The 17,376-nt window shown below is 69.8% G+C and carries 17 protein-coding genes and 1 tRNA gene; 10 read left to right on the top strand and 8 right to left on the bottom strand.

The genetic code is table 11. The annotated features are described in order from the left end of the window. Positions 1–2 precede the first annotated feature (2 nt). The 3 genes from coxB to CAP38_RS09635 form a co-directional block, all read right to left on the bottom strand. The gene (gene coxB, locus CAP38_RS09625; protein ID WP_373271410.1) at positions 3–1,178 is read right to left on the bottom strand and encodes a cytochrome c oxidase subunit II; all 1,176 of its coding nucleotides are present in this window, start codon (positions 1,176–1,178) and stop codon (positions 3–5) included. A gap of 132 nt (positions 1,179–1,310) precedes the next feature. Beyond that, positions 1,311–1,793, bottom strand: coding sequence for a DUF2244 domain-containing protein (locus CAP38_RS09630; protein WP_086121402.1), 483 nt, complete (start codon positions 1,791–1,793; stop codon positions 1,311–1,313). Positions 1,794–1,963: 170 nt separating this feature from the next. Further along, positions 1,964–2,839 (bottom strand): hypothetical protein, encoded by an 876-nt coding sequence (locus CAP38_RS09635; RefSeq protein ID WP_086121197.1) that lies wholly within the window; start codon positions 2,837–2,839, stop codon positions 1,964–1,966. A 301-nt stretch (positions 2,840–3,140) separates the two neighbouring features. On the opposite strand from CAP38_RS09635, the gene CAP38_RS09640 reads away from it, so the two are divergent. Continuing rightward, positions 3,141–3,632, top strand: a complete 492-nt coding sequence (locus CAP38_RS09640) for a ComF family protein (protein WP_256924396.1) — start codon at positions 3,141–3,143, stop codon at positions 3,630–3,632. A gap of 10 nt (positions 3,633–3,642) precedes the next feature. Further along, a complete protein-coding gene (gene trmL / locus CAP38_RS09645; protein ID WP_086121199.1) occupies positions 3,643–4,116 on the top strand; it encodes a tRNA (uridine(34)/cytosine(34)/5-carboxymethylaminomethyluridine(34)-2'-O)-methyltransferase TrmL in 474 nt (157 codons plus the stop codon). On the opposite strand, the gene CAP38_RS09650 is transcribed toward trmL, so the two are convergent. The 3 genes from CAP38_RS09650 to CAP38_RS09660 are packed head-to-tail and all read right to left on the bottom strand — an operon-like array spanning position 4,107 to position 5,988. Next, positions 4,107–4,562, bottom strand: coding sequence for a MaoC family dehydratase (locus CAP38_RS09650; protein ID WP_086121200.1), 456 nt, complete (start codon positions 4,560–4,562; stop codon positions 4,107–4,109). The genes trmL and CAP38_RS09650 overlap by 10 nt on opposite strands. Positions 4,563–4,579: 17 nt before the next feature. Continuing rightward, positions 4,580–5,197: a ParA family protein gene (locus CAP38_RS09655; RefSeq protein WP_086121201.1), complete on the bottom strand. Its 618-nt coding sequence runs from the start codon at positions 5,195–5,197 to the stop codon at positions 4,580–4,582. 35 nt (positions 5,198–5,232) lie between these two features. After that, a complete protein-coding gene (locus tag CAP38_RS09660) occupies positions 5,233–5,988 on the bottom strand; it encodes a sulfite exporter TauE/SafE family protein (protein ID WP_086121202.1) in 756 nt (251 codons plus the stop codon). A gap of 22 nt (positions 5,989–6,010) precedes the next feature. On the opposite strand from CAP38_RS09660, the gene CAP38_RS09665 reads away from it, so the two are divergent. Both CAP38_RS09665 and CAP38_RS09670 read left to right on the top strand, forming a co-directional pair. Continuing rightward, positions 6,011–6,649, top strand: coding sequence for a trimeric intracellular cation channel family protein (locus CAP38_RS09665; RefSeq protein WP_086121203.1), 639 nt, complete (start codon positions 6,011–6,013; stop codon positions 6,647–6,649). A 20-nt stretch (positions 6,650–6,669) separates the two neighbouring features. Then, on the top strand, positions 6,670–7,104 hold the full coding sequence (locus CAP38_RS09670) for a DUF1841 family protein (protein WP_086121204.1): 435 nt from the start codon (positions 6,670–6,672) through the stop codon (positions 7,102–7,104). A gap of 64 nt (positions 7,105–7,168) precedes the next feature. Here CAP38_RS09670 and CAP38_RS09675 read toward each other — a convergent pair whose 3' ends face one another. After that, positions 7,169–7,834, bottom strand: coding sequence for a cytochrome c (locus tag CAP38_RS09675; RefSeq protein ID WP_086121205.1), 666 nt, complete (start codon positions 7,832–7,834; stop codon positions 7,169–7,171). Positions 7,835–7,947: 113 nt separating this feature from the next. Between CAP38_RS09675 and CAP38_RS09680 the strand changes: the two genes are divergently transcribed. The 6 genes from CAP38_RS09680 (at position 7,948) to CAP38_RS09705 (ending at position 16,824) form a co-directional block, all read left to right on the top strand. After that, the gene (locus CAP38_RS09680) at positions 7,948–8,802 is read left to right on the top strand and encodes a MoxR family ATPase (RefSeq protein WP_086121206.1); all 855 of its coding nucleotides are present in this window, start codon (positions 7,948–7,950) and stop codon (positions 8,800–8,802) included. After that, a complete protein-coding gene (locus CAP38_RS09685) occupies positions 8,799–9,407 on the top strand; it encodes a GNAT family N-acetyltransferase (protein ID WP_086121207.1) in 609 nt (202 codons plus the stop codon). Before CAP38_RS09680 ends, CAP38_RS09685 begins: the two co-directional genes overlap by 4 nt. A 15-nt stretch (positions 9,408–9,422) precedes the next feature. Continuing rightward, a complete protein-coding gene (locus tag CAP38_RS09690) occupies positions 9,423–10,610 on the top strand; it encodes a VWA domain-containing protein (RefSeq protein WP_086121208.1) in 1,188 nt (395 codons plus the stop codon). 7 nt (positions 10,611–10,617) lie between these two features. After that, positions 10,618–12,582: an autotransporter assembly complex family protein gene (locus CAP38_RS09695; RefSeq protein ID WP_086121209.1), complete on the top strand. Its 1,965-nt coding sequence runs from the start codon at positions 10,618–10,620 to the stop codon at positions 12,580–12,582. 7 nt (positions 12,583–12,589) lie between these two features. Continuing rightward, the gene (locus tag CAP38_RS09700) at positions 12,590–16,672 is read left to right on the top strand and encodes a translocation/assembly module TamB domain-containing protein (protein ID WP_086121210.1); all 4,083 of its coding nucleotides are present in this window, start codon (positions 12,590–12,592) and stop codon (positions 16,670–16,672) included. Between the two features lie 77 nt (positions 16,673–16,749). Continuing rightward, a tRNA-Arg gene (locus tag CAP38_RS09705) sits at positions 16,750–16,824 on the top strand. Positions 16,825–16,827: 3 nt separating this feature from the next. On the opposite strand, the gene CAP38_RS09710 is transcribed toward CAP38_RS09705, so the two are convergent. Next, entirely contained in the window at positions 16,828–17,364 is a 537-nt protein-coding gene (locus tag CAP38_RS09710) for a hypothetical protein (RefSeq protein ID WP_086121211.1), read from the bottom strand. Positions 17,365–17,376: the final 12 nt, after the last annotated feature.

The following is a 17,376-nucleotide window of genomic DNA, read 5'->3' on the forward strand; positions in this document are numbered from 1 at the left end:
GATCACTTCCGGGCAGCCTGCACTTCGGCCGGCTGGATGATCTGGTCGGTCTTGTTGGACCAGCTGTTCTTGGTGTAGGTCATGACGGCGGCCAGCTCGGTGTCGGACAGCTGTTTCCAGGCCGGCATGGCACCGTTGTTCTGACCGTTGAGCAGCACGTTGATGATCTTGCCCTTGTCGGCATCGACCACCAGGGCGGAACCGTCCAGCGCCTTGATCGGGCCGGCACCCTTGCCGTTGGCCTGGTGGCAGGCCGCGCAGTTGGCGGCATACACCGACTCGCCGCGCTTGACCAGATCGGTCAGGGCCCAGACCTTGGACGGGTCGTCGGCCTTGGCGGCCATGGCCTTCTTCTGCTCGGCCACCCAGGCGGTGTATTCCTCGGCGGTCACCACCTTCACGTGGATCGGCATGTAGGCGTGTTCCTTGCCGCACAGCTCGGCGCACTGGCCGTAGAAGTCGCCGGTCTTCTCGGCGCGGAACCAGGTGTCGCGCACGAAGCCGGGGATGGCGTCCTGCTTGACGCCGAAGGCCGGCACCATCCAGGCGTGGATCACGTCGTTGGCGGTCGTGATGATGCGGACCTTCTTGCCCACCGGCACCACCATCGGGTTGTCCACCTTGAGCAGGTAGTCGTCGGTGGGGGTCAGCTTGCCGCTGTCGGACATGACGCGGTGGCTGTTGTCCAGGGTGGACAGGAAGCCGATGCCCTCGCCCTCGCCCTTGATGTAGTCATAGCCCCACTTCCACTGCATGCCGGTGGCCTTGATGGTCAGGTCGGCGTTGGTAGTGTCCTTCTGGGCCACCAGCACCTTGGTGGCCGGCAGGGCCATGCCGATGACGATCAGCAGAGGGACGATGGTCCAGCCCAGTTCCACCCAGATCGGCTCGGCCAGTTCCTGCGACTTGTGGCCGACCGATTTGCGGTGCTTGAGGATGGAATAGAACATCACGCCGAACACGATCACGAAGATCACGGCGCAGATGGCCATCATGAACCAGTGCAGCCAGTGCTGCTCCTCAGCGATCTTGGTGACCGGGGGCGCAAAGTTGAGCTGGTTGACGGCAGGACCGCCGGGCAGGTCGTTGACCTTCTGGGCCATCGCCGACGTCCAGGCACCCGCACCCAGGGCCAGCAGGGTGGCGGCATCGCGCAGCGAATGCCATCGGGTCCGCAGGGACTGCACGGTTTTCTTCGTCGTACTCACTTTTTGCGCCTCAAATATAAGTAATGATTGATATCAATACCGATTACAACAAACTTCCGGCGCGTGGCCTCGCATGACCACACACCCCTCATCCCTCGGTGCCTAGGCACCCCGCAGCGCCAGCCGGATTTCCCGTGCCAGCGCCGGCCGGAGGTCCGCCCGCAGGTACCGGCCCACCTGGACCGACTGACCCGCACCGCGCACCTCGATCAACTGTCCGGAACCCGGCGGGGGATCCACCCGCACCCAGTCCCTCGGAAATTCACGGCGCTCCAGCCGGCCGCCGGACTCCAGCTCCACCACCAGGCGGCCATCGGTCAGGCAGATGCGCTCGCTGTCGGTGGCATGCCGGGCCCAGATCAGGAAGGCGGCAGCCACCGCCAGCAGCTCCAGCGCCGCAAAGGGCAGCACCAGCGTGGCGCCCTGGCTCCAGAAGAAACCGGCCACGCCCAGCGACACCACACACAGCGACGCGTACAGGGCACCCAGCTGGGCCGGCGTCACCGAGCAGTTCCTGCGCAGCGACCACTCGATGCCGGCATCGGAGCGGGTCGCAAAACGGAAAACACTGCTGGCTTGAGACACACCCACCACCGGATCACGTGAGGACGACGCGTGCCGCCCTTCGCGCAGGGGAACATACCCCGGGAATTTCAACCGGGAGCGATTGTAGCGGCGTCCACCCCCCCATCGGCTGACATGCCGTCACATCGCGGTCGGACAATCGACACCACCGCGGCCCCGCATCGGGCCCTTCAGCGGCGCGGGCCCTTCAACATCGCCCTCATCTCGTCCACCCCCACGGCACTGCTGGCGGCAACCGGAATGCGCGGTGGCGCCTTGAAGGCATGGCCGTAGATGATCTCGAAGGTCAGCAGCAGGCGGCCATCCGGTCCGCGCGGCAGGCCGCTCTCGATCGCCCGCTCCAGCTGGCGGCGCCAGTCCCGCCCCCTCAGACCGGGCTGTCGCCGGGACGACAGGTTGCGACCCAGGGTGCGCAGTTCGGCCAGCAACGCCGGCGCCGAGCTGTAAGACAGCGTGATGCGCTCCATGTCCATCACCGGCTCGGCAAAACCCTGGCGCACCAGCATGTCGCCCCAGTCGTGCATGTCGGTGAAATCGTGGGCCGGCGCCGGCCAGCCCCTATCGGCGTAGAGCTGGCGCAGCTCGCGCAGCGAGTCCGGGCCCAGGCAGGAAAACATCAGGAAGCCGTCGACCTCCACATGGCGATGCCAGCGGCGGATGAGCGAGATCGGGCGGGCCTCCGCATGCAGCACCATGTTGGCCCAGAGCATGCGGACCGCGGTGTCGGCCCCGGCCAGCGCAGGCCCGTCCGCTTCGCGCCGGCGCCACCATGAGGTCCCGCCGGTGGTGGCCGGCCTCTCCCGGGTGGCCTTCAGGGCCTCGGCGGGCCGGGCCGAATGCAGCCAGCACGCCGCCTCGGGCAGGCGCTGCCGCAGTGTGCGATGGACTCCCAGGCCGCCGGACACAGGCTCCCAGTGCAGCCAGCTGGCGGGCGGACTGCGGAACCACTGCAGGCGATCGGCCATGCGGCTTCCCACCTCTTCATGGAGCCAGGGCGACTCGGCGCGTGGCAGCTGCCACCAGTGCCGGCAGGCCTGAGGGTCCATGCCGGGGACGGGTTCTTCAGCAGGGGTGGCGGTGTCCGCAGGGACGGAAGACATGGAAGGCAGGCGTGGGGCACGGCGCCCGTCCGATACGGGGCGTGCGCAGAAAGGAGCCGATCAGTATATTGGCCCGATGTCTGCAGACCGGTCTGCCTGGTGGCGAGCACTCTTGCGGCACGGGTTGCCGTCGGCCTGTGCCGTGTGTGGCCGATGGCCGGCCGAACCCGTGTGCACGGACTGCCTGCGATGCTTCGGCAGGGCCCCGGCGCCGGACCCGCTGGCACCGGGGCCGCTGGCGTGCTGCGTGGCGGCGGTCACCTACGCCTACCCCTGGGACACCCTGCTGGCGCGCCTGAAGTTCCACGACGAGCCGGGCTGGGCCGGGCCGCTGGCGCAGCAAATGGCACAGGCTGGTCACGACAGCGGGCTGCTGGACGCCTGCGACGCTCTGGTGCCGGTGCCGCTGAGCCCGCGCCGGCTGACCGATCGGGGCTACAACCAGGCCTGGGAGCTGGCACGCCGCCTGGGCCGCCCGGCCCTGCCCCAGGCATTGCTGCGCTGCACGGACGGACCGCCTCAGCGCACCCTGGAGCGGGCCGCCCGGCTGGACCACATGCGCGGCGCCTTCATGGTGCATCCCGACCGGCACGGATCGGTCCGCGGCCGGCATCTGCTGCTGATCGACGATGTGGTCACCACCGGTGCCACCCTGCAGGCCGCCGCCACGGCCCTGCACCTGGCGGGTGCCGCCTCGGTGCGGGCGCTGGTGCTGGCGGCCACGCCAGCGCCGCTATGATCCGCCGCCCATGTTCAACGTCGTGCTCGTCCACCCCGAGATTCCCCCCAACACCGGGAACGTGATCCGGCTGTGCGCCAACACCGGCTGCCGGCTGCACCTGATCGAGCCGCTGGGCTTCTCGATGGACGACAAGCAGATGCGCCGCGCCGGGCTGGACTACCACGAGTACGCCGAGGTGCGGCGCCATGCCGACTGGGCGGCCTTCCTGGCCCGCGAACAGCCCGACGCCGGGCGCATGTTCGCCTTCACGTCGCGCGGCAGCCATCCGGCCTTCGACGCGGCCTTCGCGCCGGGTGACTGGCTGGTGTTCGGCTGCGAGACGGCCGGCCTGCCGCCCGAGATCCGCGACACCTTTGCCACGCCGCAACGCCTGCGCCTGCCCATGCGGGCGGGCCAGCGCAGCCTGAACCTGTCGAATGCGGTGGCGGTGGCGGTGTTCGAAGCCTGGCGACAGCAGGGCTTCGGAGGCGCTCAGGGGTAACGGCGCACCAGCGACTCGGCCACGCACACCGGCTTGTCGACGCCCTCGCGCTCGATGGCCACGCTCCAGGTCATCTGCAGGCCGTCGCCGGCCACCGGCTCGGCCGCGAGCAGGGTCAGGCGGCCCCGCAGGCGGCTGCCCACCGGCACCGGCCCGGTGAAGCGCACCCGGTTCAGGCCGTAGTTCACGCCCATGGCCGACTGCTCGATGGACATGGCCGATTCGAAGAACACCGGCAGCAGCGACAGCGTCAGAAACCCGTGGGCGATCGGCGCGCCGAACGGGCCGGCCTTGGCCCGCTCCACGTCCACATGGATCCACTGGTGGTCGCCGGTGGCCTCGGCAAAACGGTTCACCTGCTCCTGGGTGATGGTGGTCCAGTCGCTGACGGCCACCTCCTGGCCGACACAGGCGGCCACATCGGCCAGGGTCTTGAAATGTCGCATGGGCGTGTTGAGGGGGTTCAGCGGTCGAGCCACTGGCAGACCGGCTGCCATTGCTCCAGGTCCTTGGCCACGCGGCCGGGCGCCACGTCGAACAGCGTGAGCCCGCGTGCGGCCAGATGGATGTAGTTCTGCGTGTCGCGCAGGTGGGTGAGCACCGGCAGCCCCAGCCCGGAGACGAAGGTCTGCAGCTGCTCGGCGGCGATGGTGCGCGGATCGACCCGCATGCCCACCAGCCCGATCTGCAGGTGTTCGGCGCGACGCGATTCGAGCAGTTCGTCCAGAAAGGCGCGGGTGGCGTAGATGTCGAAGATGCTGGGCTGCAGCGGCACCAGCACCTTGTCGGCCATCTTGAGCACGTCCTTGAAACGCCAGCCGTGCAGGCCGGCCGGGGTGTCCAGCACCACGTGGGTGGTGTCGCGCGGCGGGCGGGCGATCAGGTCGTGCGAGATGTCCCAGGTGCGGATCGGCCGGGCCTGCGGCGGGCGCAGGCGCAGCCACAGCGCGGACGACTGCTGGCGGTCGATGTCGCCCAGCATCACCGCATGGCCCTGGCGGGCGTAATAACCCGCCACATGGGTCGACAGCGTGGACTTGCCCACACCGCCCTTGGGATTGGCCACCACCACGATCGGCATCGCGACTCCTGTTCTGTCCCGGACAGGGAACGGGCCTATGGTATCGCCAGAGCGTCCCAGACCAGCTTCAGGCCGGTCAGCAGCATGCCGGCATAGACGAACCGGTAGAACAGCACCGGCTGTATGCGGTGGGCGATCCGCACACCGATCCACACCCCCACCGGCGCCAGCGGCAGCAACACCAGCGAGGTGGTCATGTTGCGCATGTCCAGCAGCCCGAGCCAGGCGTAAGGAATCCACTTGGCCAGGTTGATGAAGAAAAAGAAGAACGCCAGCGTGCCGGTGAACACCACCGGCGACAGCCGCAGCGGGATCACATAGGCATTGATCGGCGGGCCGCCGGCATGGGCAATGAAGCTGGTGAAACCCGAGGTGGCGGAGAGCAGCCAGCCGGCCCAGCGCGGCGGCGGCGGGCTGTCCGGACGGGGCGGGAACAGCAGGCGCTGGGCCAGAAACAGCAGGGTGAAGCCACCGACGATGCCGGCCACCACCCGCGCATCCAGCAGCTTGAACAGCGCCGTGCCGATGACGATGCCCAGCAGGCCCGAGGGCAGCAGGAAGGCCAGCAGTCTCCGGTCCAGGTCCTTGCGGAAGGCCGCCATGCCCAGCAGGTCCATGACCAGCAGCACCGGCATCAGGATGGCGGCGGCCTGCGGCACCGTGACAGCCAGCGCCATCATGGGCACCGCCAGCGACCCGAAACCGGCCCCGAAACCGCTCTTGCTGATGCCCAGCAACAGCACCGCCGGAATGGCCACGGCATAGAAGAACGGGTCGGTGATGAGGGGCATGGCGGGCGGCGACAATCGGCGGATGCAGAACGTTCCATTGTGGGGTGAAACGCTCAGGCTGCTGGTGGAGCTGGCGGCCACCGCCGCCTTTGCGCTATCGGGTGTGCTGGCCGCCGCGCGCCACCGCATGGACGCGGTGGGCGTGTGCGTGGTGGGCTTCCTGGCGGCATTTGGCGGCGGCACCCTGCGCGACCTGCTGCTCGACCAGCGCCCCTTCTTCTGGGTGCAGCACGTGAACCTGCTGTGGGGCGTGCTGGGCCTGTGCGTGGCCTGCATGCTGTTCCTGCGCAACCGGCATTTCGAGCTCACCGAGCGCGCCATGCAGTGGCCCGATGCGCTGGGCCTGGGCCTGTTTGCGGCCACCGGCGTGCACATGGCGCTCGTGCAGCAGCTGCCGGCGGTGGTGGCCGTCATCATGGGTCTGATCACCGGCGTGGCCGGGGGCGTGCTGCGCGACGTGGTGTGCAACCAGATCCCGGCCGCCTTCCACGACCACCGGCCCTACGCCGTGTGCGCCTTCGCGGGCGGCTGGACCTATGTGGGCCTGTGGAGCGTGCAGTCGCCGGGCTGGCTGTCGCTGCTGGGCTGTGTGCTGGTCACTGCCGGCCTGCGCGGCCTGGCCCTGTGGCGCAACTGGCAGCTGCCGGCCTGGCGCGTCTGACCCCGACTCCGGAGACAACCATGTTCAACCCTTCCCAGGCCGATGTGCGCCGCTTCTTCTGCGGTGTATATGCCAAGCTCGGCACGCAGCAACCCATGGAAGCCATCGAGGTGCTGGCAGGCCAGTGGATCGCCGAACACCCCGAATACCACGCCGAACTGGCCGATGCGGACGCCGCCGTGGCCGCCCTGAGCCAGCCCGATGCCGCGCGCGAGAACCCGTTCCTGCACCTGTCCATGCACCTGTCCATCAGCGAGCAGTGCAGCATCGACCAGCCCCCGGGCATCCGGCAGGCGGTGGAGCTGCTGGCCGCCCGCCGGGACGATCTGCACGCGGCCCACCACGAGGTCATGGAATGCCTGGGCCGCATGCTGTGGGAGAGCCAGCGCGCCGGCCGGCCGCCCGACGGCCAGGCCTACATCGAGGCGGTGCGGCGCCGCGCCACGACCGACTGAGGCATTTCCCCTGCGGGCATGAAAAAAGCCGCCCGAGGGCGGCTTGATCGTGGTGGCAGGTGGTTTACTTGAAGCGCGACTGCGGCACCACCTTGAGTTCGCCTTCGACCGTGGCCAGGTACTTGGCGATCTCGCGCATCTCGGCCGGCGAGTACTGCTTGGCAATGCCGGCCATGATGCCGTTGCTGCGGCCGACCAGGTTGTTGCCTTCGACGGTGTAGGACTTGAGCGCCACGAACAGGTAGTCGGCGTGCTGGCCACCGATCTTGGGGTAGCTGGGGTCGATGGGCTTGCTGAAGTTGGCGCCGTGGCAGGAGATGCAGGCGCCCTTCTCGATCAGGGCCGCGACCTTGGGGCTGGCGGCCTTGGGGGTTTCGGGGGCGGTGGTGGTGGCGTGCGATGCGTAGAAGGCACCCAGGTCGGCCATGTCCTGCTCGGACAGCGAGCCGGCGATGCCGCGCATGGAGGGGTGCTTGCGCTCGCCCTTCTGGTACTGCTTGAGGGAAGACACGATGTACTGGGCCGACTGGCCGGAGATCATCGGGACCTTGTGGATCTCGGGGAAGCTGTTCTGGTAGCCGGGGATGCCGTGGCAGCCCACGCACATTTCGGCTTTCTTGCGACCGGCTTCCACGTCACCCGTGGCGCCCTGGGCGTGGGCGGCTGCGGCTGCGAGGAGCGTCGCAGCGGCGACAAAGGTACGGGCGATCGTGGTCAACAGGTGATTCATTTTGCTAGCACAATGAAATGGTCGCCGATCCGGGCGTTCTATAGATCAACCCGCGATTATAGAGTCGTCCCGACAGGCCCCGAACCCCCGCCAACCACCGCTGCAGGTCTTCCATGAAATTCCAAGGTACCCCGAATTACGTCGCCACCCAGGACCTGATGCTGGCGGTCAATGCGGCCATCACCCTCAAGCGGCCGCTGCTGGTCAAGGGCGAGCCGGGCACCGGCAAGACCTTGCTGGCAGAGGAAGTCGCCCAGTCGCTGGGCATGCCGCTGCTGCAGTGGCACATCAAGAGCACCACCAAGGCCCAGCAGGGCCTGTACGAGTACGACGCGGTCAGCCGCCTGCGCGACAGCCAGCTCAACACCGCCGACAGCGCCCAGCGCGTGGGCGACATCCGCAACTACATCGTGCAGGGCGTGCTGTGGCAGGCCTTCACGGCGGACCAGCCGGTGGCGCTGCTGATCGACGAGATCGACAAGGCCGACATCGAATTCCCCAACGACCTGCTGCGCGAGCTCGACCGCATGGAGTTCTATTGCTACGAGACGCGCGAACTCATCCGGGCGAAGCACCGGCCGCTGGTGTTCATCACCTCCAACAACGAGAAGGAGCTGCCCGACGCCTTCCTGCGTCGCTGCTTCTTCCACTACATCCGGTTCCCCGATGCCGAGACCATGGAGAAGATCGTCGCGGTGCACTTCCCCACGCTGCGCAAGGACCTGCTGAAGATCGCGATGAAGACCTTCTACGACGTGCGCAACCTGCCGGGCCTGAAGAAGAAGCCCAGCACCAGCGAGCTGCTGGACTGGCTCAAGCTGCTGATGGCCGAGGACATCCCGCTGGAGGCCCTGCAGAGCGCGGACGACAAGGTGTCGATTCCGCCGCTGGTGGGTGCGCTGCTCAAGAACGAGCAGGACACCACCCTGTTCGAGAAGCTGGTCTTCATGAACCAGCGCAACCGATGAGCAGCCATGCCGCGGGCTTCGTCCAGCCGGTGGTCCTGAGCGAGCGGGGCATCCGGCTGGAGCCGCTGGCCCTGCAACACGAAGCCGGGCTGAAGGCGGCCGCTGCCGATGGCGAACTGTGGCGCCTGCGCGTGACCTCGGTGCCGGAACCCGAGAACACCCGGGCCTACATCGAGACCGCGCTGAAGATGCGCGAGCAGGGCCACCGATTCGCCTTTGTGGTGGTCGATGAGGCCAGCGACACCGTGCTCGGCAGCACCAGCTTCCACGACATCCTGCCGGAGGTGAAGCGGGTCGAGATCGGCTACACCTGGTACGCCCGGCGTGTGCAGCGCAGCCATGTCAACACCACCTGCAAGCTGCTGATGATGGGCCACGCCTTCGACACCCTGGGCTGCCACGTGGTGGGCTGGCGCACCGACAACTTCAACTTCGCCTCGCAGGCGGCCATCGAGCGGCTGGGCGCGAAAAAGGACGGCGTGGTCCGCGGAAATGCCCTGCGCCGCGACGGCACCATCCGCGACACGGTCATGTACAGCATGCGTGCCGGCGAATGGCCGGAAGCCCGTGCGCAGCTGCTCTACCTGCGGGACCGCCCGCGCTGAAGACGGAGGCTTGCCATGCTGATCGACTTCTTCTACACCCTGCGCGCCGCCAAGGTGCCGGTGTCGGTGCGCGAGTACCTCACGCTGCTCGAGGCCCTGCAGGCCGAGGTGGTGGGGCCGACCAACCCGGATGCCTGCAGCATGGACGACTTCTACTTCCTGGCCCGCACCGCGCTGGTCAAGGACGAGAAGCACTTCGACAAGTTCGACCGCGCCTTTGCCGCCTACTTCAAGGGCGTGGAGATGATCGCGGACTTCACCAAGCCGATCCCGGCCGACTGGCTGCGCCAGGAGATGGAACGCATCCTGTCGGAGGAGCAGAAGGCCAACGCACCCAAGCTCGACTGGGACGAGCTCATGGACACGCTGAAGAAACGGCTGGAGGAGCAGAAGGAACGCCACGAAGGCGGCAGCAAGTGGATCGGAACCGGCGGCACATCGCCGTTCGGCAACGGGGGGCAGAACCCCCAGGGCGTGCGGATCGGCGGCAAGGGCGGAGGCAAGACGGCGGTGAAGGTGTGGGAGCAGCGCGCCTACCGCGACTACGACGACACCCAGGAACTCGGCACCCGCAACATCAAGGTGGCGCTGCGGCGGCTGCGCAAGTTCGCGCGCGAGGGCAACGAGCTGGAGCTGGATCTGCCCGACACCATCCGCAGCACCGCCGCCAACGCCGGCTGGCTGGACATCAAGATGATTCCGGAGCGGCACAACAACGTGAAGGTGCTGCTGCTCATGGACGTGGGCGGCACCATGGACGAGCACATCCAGCGGGTCGAGGAGCTGTTCTCGGCGGTCAAGGGCGAGTTCAAGCACCTGGAGTTCTATTACTTCCACAACTGCGTCTACGACTTCATGTGGAAGAACAACCGCCGCCGCTACGCCGAGAAGTTCCCCACCTGGGACATCATCCGCAAGTACAACAAGGACTACAAGCTGATCTTCGTGGGCGACGCCACCATGAGCCCCTACGAGATCCTGCAGCCTGGCGGCAGCGTGGAATACAACAACGAGGAAGCCGGGGCCGAGTGGCTGCAGCGGCTCACGCACGCCTTCCCGCGGTTTGCGTGGATCAATCCGGAACCCCAGGGCGTGTGGCAGTATCGACAGAGCATCAGCGTGATCCAGCAGCTCATGGGCCAGCGCATGTACCCGCTGACCCTCAAGGGGCTGGAAGACGCCATGCGCATGCTGTCGAAATGAACCCCGCATGACCCTGTTTCTCCGGGCCGGCCTGCTGCTGACCGGCCTGTGGCTCCTACCGCCGCTCCTGTGGCCCTTGACGGCCTCCGCCCAGAACGCCACCCCGTCGGCCACGGCCCCGGGCGAGGCGCGGGCTCCCGCGCGGGCGCGGGCCCAGCGCCCTCCTGCGCCACCGCGTTTCGACATCGAGCTCGAGGCCCCCGAGGAGGTGCGCGACACCCTGCTGCGCCACATGGAGCTCCAGCGCTTCCGCCGGTTGCGCAGCCTGGACATCAACGAGCTCAACCGCCTGCTGCTGCAGGCCCCCGACAACCTGCGCAACCTGCTGGGCACCCTGGGCCATTTCAGCCCGGCCATCCGGGTCGATCCGGTCCGGCAACCGCCCGCAGCACCCGATGCCCAGGCGGGTCTCCCGGACGACGACGATGACGACGACGCCGCACCCGCGCCGCTGGGCACGGTGCGCATCGTGGTGGACCCCGGGCCGCAGACCCGCATCGCTTCGGTGCAGGTCATCTTCCAGGGCGACATCGCCACCCTGCCGCAGGCCCAGGCCCAGCGCGAGGCCATCCAGGCGGCGGCCGCCGGCCGGGCCGACCGGCCCTTTTCCCAGTCGGAGTGGGACGGTGCGAAGAACCAGGCGCTGCGCCAGCTCACCGCGCTGCGCTTTCCGGGCGGCCGCATCAGCAACAGCCTGGCCGACATCGACGCGGCCAACCAGCGGGCCAACCTCTACATCGAACTCGACTCCGGTCCGCTGCAGCGCATCGGCGCCATCGAGGTGGTGGGCACCGAGCGTTACGACCCGGCCATCAGCGAGCGGCTGGCGCGTCTCTCGGGCCTGACGCCCGGTACCGAGTACGACCTCGAACGCCTGCAGGCCGCACAGCAGCGCATGGCCGCCAGCGGGTACTTCGATGCGGTCTTCGTGTATGTGGAGCCCACCGAGCAGGCCTCAATGCTGCCGGTTAAGGTGCAGCTGCGCGAGGCCCGACGCCAGAAGCTGGTGCTGGGCGTGGGCGCCAGCACCGACAGCGGGGCGCGCGTGTCGATCGAGCACCTGCACAACCGGGTGCCCGGGCTCGGCTGGCGCGCCCGCAGCGAGCTGCGCCTCGACCAGAAAGACCAGATCGCCCGCACCGACTGGCGCTCGCCGGTGGACGACAAGGGCTGGCAATGGTTGACCGAGGCCCAGCTCTCCCGCCTGGACGACGGCCTGACCCGCACCTCCAGCCAGCGCCTGCGCTGGGGCCAGGGCCAGGACGGCGAAACGCTGGACCGCAGCGTCTACCTCCAGTACGACCGGGCACGGGTGGTGCAGTACCTGCCATTCCCGTTGCCGGAAGCCGCCGAGTCGTCCATCACCGCCAACTACGCCTGGTCGCGCCGGCGCTTCGACGACCCGGTGTCGCCGCAACAGGGGCACGGACTGGCGGTGGAGCTAGGGGCAGGCACCACCCTGGGCACCGACCGGCAGCCCTTCGCCCGCACCCAGGCGCGCTGGCTCGGGCTGTGGCCGCTGGACCGCGACGGCGCCGGATCGGCACGGAACCTGGGCCGACTGGCCCTGCGGCTCGAAGGCGGCGCGGTGGTGGCGCGCGACAACGCCCCGGTGCCGGAGACCCAGCTGTTCCTCACCGGCGGCGACAACACCGTGCGCGGCTACGGGCTGCGCGACATCGGCGTGCCCTCCCCCACCGGCGGCGTGCGCGCCGGCCGGTACAAGGCGGTCATGAGCGTGGAGTGGCAACGCCCCATCTGGGCCGACAACGGCCAGCGTTCGCCCTGGGAGAACGTGCTCTTCGTCGATGGCGGCGCCGTGGCCGACCGGGCCGGCGACCTGCGGCCGAAATGGGGTGTGGGCACCGGCCTGCGCTACAACAGCCCGGTCGGTCCGCTGCAGGTCGATCTGGCCTATGGCCTGGAAACCCGCGAGCTGCGCCTGCACCTCAATGTGGGCTTCAGCTTCTGACGCTGCCATGAGCGAACCGACGCCCCGCCCCGCTCCCACCGCTGCTGCCCCGCCAGCCGCTGCCCCGGCCCGTGCCCTGCGGGGGCTGACCGCAGCACTGGCGGGTGCCGGTGTGCTGGCCACCGCGGTGCTGGCGGGCGGCTGGTTCTGGGCCGGCCAGGAGGGATCGTTGGCCCAGGCGCTGCAATGGGCCTCCCGCTACAGCCAGGGACAGAGCCCGGGGGCCACGTCGCCCGCCAGCTGGGGCCGGCTCGATGCCGAGCAGGTCCAGGGCAGCGTGCGCGAGGGCGGCCGCATCGGCCGTCTGCAATGGCAACGGGAGCAGCTGCGGGTGGAGGTGCATGACCTGGAGATCCGCACCGGCAGCGGCTTCTGGCTCTACCTGCTCACCGGCCAGGGCGTGGCGCTCGAACACCTGGGTGCGCGGCGGCTGCAGATGGACGATCGACGGCCTGCCCCAGCCGATCCGGCGCCCCGGGAGCCGTGGACTTCGCTGGAACTGCCCTTGCCGGTGTCGGCCATGGTGGCCGTCGACGAGATCGAGCTCACCGGCGCACAGTCGCTGCGCCTGGGGCCGGTGAAGGCCCGCTATGCCTACGCCTCGGCGGCCGACCACGGGCGGCTGGGGCCGCACGAGCTGACCGGCGTGCAGCATGTGCACGGGCTGAGGATCGAGACGCTGCACATCGCCGGCGGCCGCTACCGCGCCCAGGCCGCCATGGGTGCCCAGGCGCCCCTGCCGCTGCGGCTGGACGTGCAGGCCGAGGTCGAGACCCAGGTGCCCGGGGGCGAGCCGCTGACCTTGCGGGGCAAGGCGCAGGTGGCCGGCACACTGGCTGGAGCCGACGCGGCGCTGCAGCTCACGGCCCACCTGCAGCCCGCACAGAACCAGCCGGCCAGCCCCACGCTGGCGGCCAAGGCCCGCATCCGGCCCTGGGCATCGCAGCCGCTGGACGAAGCCGACCTGCGGCTGCACCGGCTCGATCTGGCCAGCCTGTGGCCCGGTGCGCCGGTCACGGCGCTGGGCGGTACCGTCACGGTCCAGCCCCGGCCCGGCGGGTGGACGGTGCAGGCCGATCTGCAGAACCTGAGTCCGGGCCCGGCCGATCGTCGGCGGGTGCCGCTGGAACAGATCGCGGCGCAGGCACTGTGGCAGGACACCGGCTGGACCCTGGACCGGCTGGACGCCCGCCTGGGCGGCGGCCGGCTGCAGGCCAGCGGCACCTGGACACCGGCCAGCGAAAGCGGGCAGCGACCCATGACCTGGAGCGGTGAGGCCCGGCTCAAAGCCGTGAATCCGGCGCAGCTCTGGAGCACCCTGGCGCCGGCCGCGCTGGACGGACAGGCCAGTGCCCGCACCGGCGCATCGGATCGAGCGGCCATCGACTGGCAGGTGACCGTGCAGCCGGCCGGTCGCCAGCCGCCCCGCAGCGCCGCCGATGCCCTGCGCCTGCGCAACCTGCAGGCCCGAGGCCGCTGGCAGCCGGCCGATGCCGGGGGCACGCTCGACCTGGCCGAGCTGCGGCTCGATGCCCTGGATGCCCGGCTGCAGGGCCGGGGCCGTTATGGGCACCCCGCCGCCCGGGCCGAGGCGCAGTGGAGCCTTTCGCTGCCCGGCACACGGCTGGAAGGCGACGTGGACCTCGCACCCGACCGCGGCGACGGTGACGTGCAGCTGGATCTGGCCGACGCCGCCGCGACGCGGGCCTGGTTGCAGCGCCTGCGCGAACTGCCGCTGGCGGGGCCGGCCATCGCCCGTGCCTGGCCCGACATCGATGCCGCCGGCGCAGCCCGGGTCCGCCTGCGCTGGCAGGGCGGCCTGGCGGCCCTGGGGTGGCCCGGGGGCACGCCGGCTGCACAGACCCGCGTACCCACTGTGGACCTGGCGCTCTCCGCCGACCGCCTGCAGCTCGGGCTGGTGCCCGACGACAGCGGGGCGCGCACCCGGCTGGCGCTGAGCGCCACCGAACTGAGCCTGCAAGGCCCGGCCGACCGGCTTGCGCTGGCCCTGCGCGCCCGATTGGCACAGCCGGCACCGACCGCGCGTAGCCTGGGTGTGGACCTGCAGGGGCGCATCGAATCGGCAGGCCTGCCGCTGCTGCAGTCGGGGCGGCTGCAGCTGGACCGGGCGGTGCTGGACGGAACGCAGCAACGGACCGATGCCCCCCCGGTGGGAGGCACCCTGCAGAGCCTGCAACCGCTGCGGTTACGCTGGCAGACCGCATCCGGCCTGCGGCTCGAGACCGAGCCTGCGCGCTGGCGCCTGCTGCCCCGCCTGCCCGGCATGTCCGGCATGAGCGCCGGATCGGTCGAACTGGGCTGGGACACGCTGGTGTGGCAGAACGGTGCGCTGCAGAGCCGGGGCCAGCTCGCCGGACTGCCGCTGGCCTGGGTCGACCTGCTCACGGTCGTGGACGGTGCCCGCAACGGGCCCCTGGCACGCGCCGGCCTGGGTGGCGATCTGGTCTTCGACGGCCGCTGGGACATCGACCTGCCGGCACAAGCCAGCCAGCCACCCCGGATCGATGTGCAGCTCGCCCGGCGCAGCGGCGATCTGCTGGTGCAGACCGACGGCGCCTTCGACGAAAACAACGCGTCGGTGCAGCGCCTGCCGGCCGGCATCCGGCAGGCCGAGCTTCGACTGACGAGCCAGGGCCGCGACCTGCAGGCCCGCCTGCGCTGGCAGGCCGAGCGCCTGGGTGAAGCCAGCGCCGACCTCTCCACCCAGCTGGCGCCGCCGGACCGCGAGCACGGGGCCTGGCACTGGCCCGCCGCAGCGCCGGTGCAGGGCCGGCTGCAGGCCAGCCTGCCGCAAGCCGGTCTGTGGTCCGCCCTGGCACCGCCAGGCTGGCGGGTGCGCGGCACGCTGGCCGCGCAGGCCACCGTGGGCGGCACCCGCAGCGAACCGCGCTTGAACGGCAGCCTGGAGGCCGATCAGGTGGCCGTGCGTTCGCTGGTGGACGGCATTGCGTTCGTCAATGGCCAGTTGCGGGCCACGCTGGCCGGCGACCGCTTGAGCATCGACCGCTTCCGCATCGAAGGCCGGGGCGGGGCCGAGCGCGGCGGTGTGCTGGAAGCCAGCGGCCGGGCCGAGTTTCCACTCGCCACCATCGACGGCCGGGCCCGCCGGGTGCCGGCCCTGCAGCTGGAAGCCCGGGCCCGCCAGCTGCGCGTGAGCTCCCGACCCGATCGGCGACTCACCCTCTCGGGCGATGTGCAGGCCGCCCTCAACGGACCGGATCTGCAGCTGCGGGGCAACCTGCGGACCGACACGGCCCTGATCGTCCTGCCCGACGAGCTGGCGCCCAGCCTGGGCAGCGATGTGGTGGTGCGCGGCACCGAACGCGCCATCGAACCGGCTGCCGGCCAGCGGATACGACCCGATGTGCAGGTCGACCTGGACCTGGGACGCGACTTCGCGGTGCGTGGACAGGGCCTGGACACCCGGCTCGAAGGACGCCTGACCCTGCGCAGCACCGTGGCGCTGCCCGCGCCACGCCTGCTGGGCGAAGTTCGCACCGTCAGCGGCAGCTACCGCAGCTACGGCCAGCAGCTCAGCATCGAGACCGGCGTGCTGCGCTTCAACGGACCTTTCGACAACCCGACGCTGGACATCACGGCCGTGCGACCCAACTCGGCCCAGCGGGTGGGCGTGATCATCACCGGCTCGGCGAATGCGCCCCGGGTACGGCTGTTCTCGGAGCCCGACCTGCCCGACAGCGAGAAACTGGCGTGGCTGGTGCTGGGCCGACCCGCCAGCGGGGCGGGCGCCGAGGCCGCGGTGCTGCAGCAGGCCGCCGCCGCCTTGATCGCCGGTGGTGGCGACCGTCGGGGCGGACTGGCCCAGGCCTTCGGACTGGACGAGATCTCGGTGGGCAGCAGCGGCCTCAATCCGGACGGCACACCGGCCACCGCGGTCACCCTGGGCAAACGCCTCACCCAGGACCTGTACCTGAGCTACGAACGCAGCGTGGCGGGGGCCGTGGGCACCATGTCCATCTTCTACGATGTCTCGCGGCGCTTCACGGTGCGAGCGCGTGCGGGCGAAGAAAACGCCCTCGACCTGATCTTCACCCTGCAGTTCGACTGAGCCGACCGCGCGACCACCGATCCGACCCCCCACGGGGTGACCGCCACAGGCCGTCGATACAATCCGCGCCTGCCCTGGCCGCCATAGTTCAATGGATAGAACGAGCGCCTCCTAAGCGCTAGATACAGGTTCGATTCCTGTTGGTGGTACCAGCCTCAGCCCTGGGTCATGGCCTGGGCGCGCTCGGGGCCGAAGTACAAGGTCAGCTCATCCCGCAGTGCCTGCATCAGCGGGTCCCAGGCGGTTTCGGGCGGGTGTTGCGCGGTGAGCCCCACGAAGCGCTCGATGCCGTCCACACCCCCCATGGTGTGGAATGCCCGCAGGATGTCGTCGAGCTGTTGCGCACGCAGGTTCGAACGCCCGGCGCCCGGGTTGGCCTGGGCATCGAGTTGCTCGATCCACACCGACAGCACCGGCATGCCGTCCATGCGCTTGAGCACGTTGGAGCTCACCGGATACCAGCGCTGGCGCAACAGCAGGTGCGCCCGGGCCAGGTGGTCCATGGCCTGCATGCCCTGGCACTCGCGGGCCTCTGCGGCGGCCAGTTCGCCGCCCACGAAAGACAGGCTGAGCGCTTCCTTGACCGGCTCTGCGCCCTGCGATGCCGGCTGGGCCTCGATCACCAGGGACAGCAGCCCGGTCTGGCGCTCCTGGTGCAGGCGCAGCAGCAGGGATCGGATGTCGGGGTTCATGGCGTTTCTCCT

Source organism: Hydrogenophaga sp. IBVHS2 (genome assembly GCF_002127215.1).
Classification (GTDB): domain Bacteria; phylum Pseudomonadota; class Gammaproteobacteria; order Burkholderiales; family Burkholderiaceae_C; genus Hydrogenophaga.

Excerpts from the sequence above, each read along its gene's own strand:
- CAP38_RS09635 (WP_086121197.1), bottom strand. The coding sequence starts at position 2,839 with ATGGACCCTCAGGCCTGCCGGCACTGGTGGCAGCTGCCACGCGCCGAG.
- trmL (WP_086121199.1), top strand. The coding sequence starts at position 3,643 with ATGTTCAACGTCGTGCTCGTCCACCCCGAGATTCCCCCCAACACCGGG.
- CAP38_RS09650 (WP_086121200.1), bottom strand. The coding sequence starts at position 4,562 with ATGCGACATTTCAAGACCCTGGCCGATGTGGCCGCCTGTGTCGGCCAG.
- CAP38_RS09655 (WP_086121201.1), bottom strand. The coding sequence starts at position 5,197 with ATGCCGATCGTGGTGGTGGCCAATCCCAAGGGCGGTGTGGGCAAGTCC.
- CAP38_RS09660 (WP_086121202.1), bottom strand. The coding sequence starts at position 5,988 with ATGCCCCTCATCACCGACCCGTTCTTCTATGCCGTGGCCATTCCGGCG.
- CAP38_RS09665 (WP_086121203.1), top strand. The coding sequence starts at position 6,011 with ATGCAGAACGTTCCATTGTGGGGTGAAACGCTCAGGCTGCTGGTGGAG.
- CAP38_RS09670 (WP_086121204.1), top strand. The coding sequence starts at position 6,670 with ATGTTCAACCCTTCCCAGGCCGATGTGCGCCGCTTCTTCTGCGGTGTA.
- CAP38_RS09675 (WP_086121205.1), bottom strand. The coding sequence starts at position 7,834 with ATGAATCACCTGTTGACCACGATCGCCCGTACCTTTGTCGCCGCTGCG.
- CAP38_RS09680 (WP_086121206.1), top strand. The coding sequence starts at position 7,948 with ATGAAATTCCAAGGTACCCCGAATTACGTCGCCACCCAGGACCTGATG.
- CAP38_RS09685 (WP_086121207.1), top strand. The coding sequence starts at position 8,799 with ATGAGCAGCCATGCCGCGGGCTTCGTCCAGCCGGTGGTCCTGAGCGAG.
- CAP38_RS09690 (WP_086121208.1), top strand. The coding sequence starts at position 9,423 with ATGCTGATCGACTTCTTCTACACCCTGCGCGCCGCCAAGGTGCCGGTG.
- CAP38_RS09695 (WP_086121209.1), top strand. The coding sequence starts at position 10,618 with ATGACCCTGTTTCTCCGGGCCGGCCTGCTGCTGACCGGCCTGTGGCTC.
- CAP38_RS09700 (WP_086121210.1), top strand. The coding sequence starts at position 12,590 with ATGAGCGAACCGACGCCCCGCCCCGCTCCCACCGCTGCTGCCCCGCCA.
- CAP38_RS09710 (WP_086121211.1), bottom strand. The coding sequence starts at position 17,364 with ATGAACCCCGACATCCGATCCCTGCTGCTGCGCCTGCACCAGGAGCGC.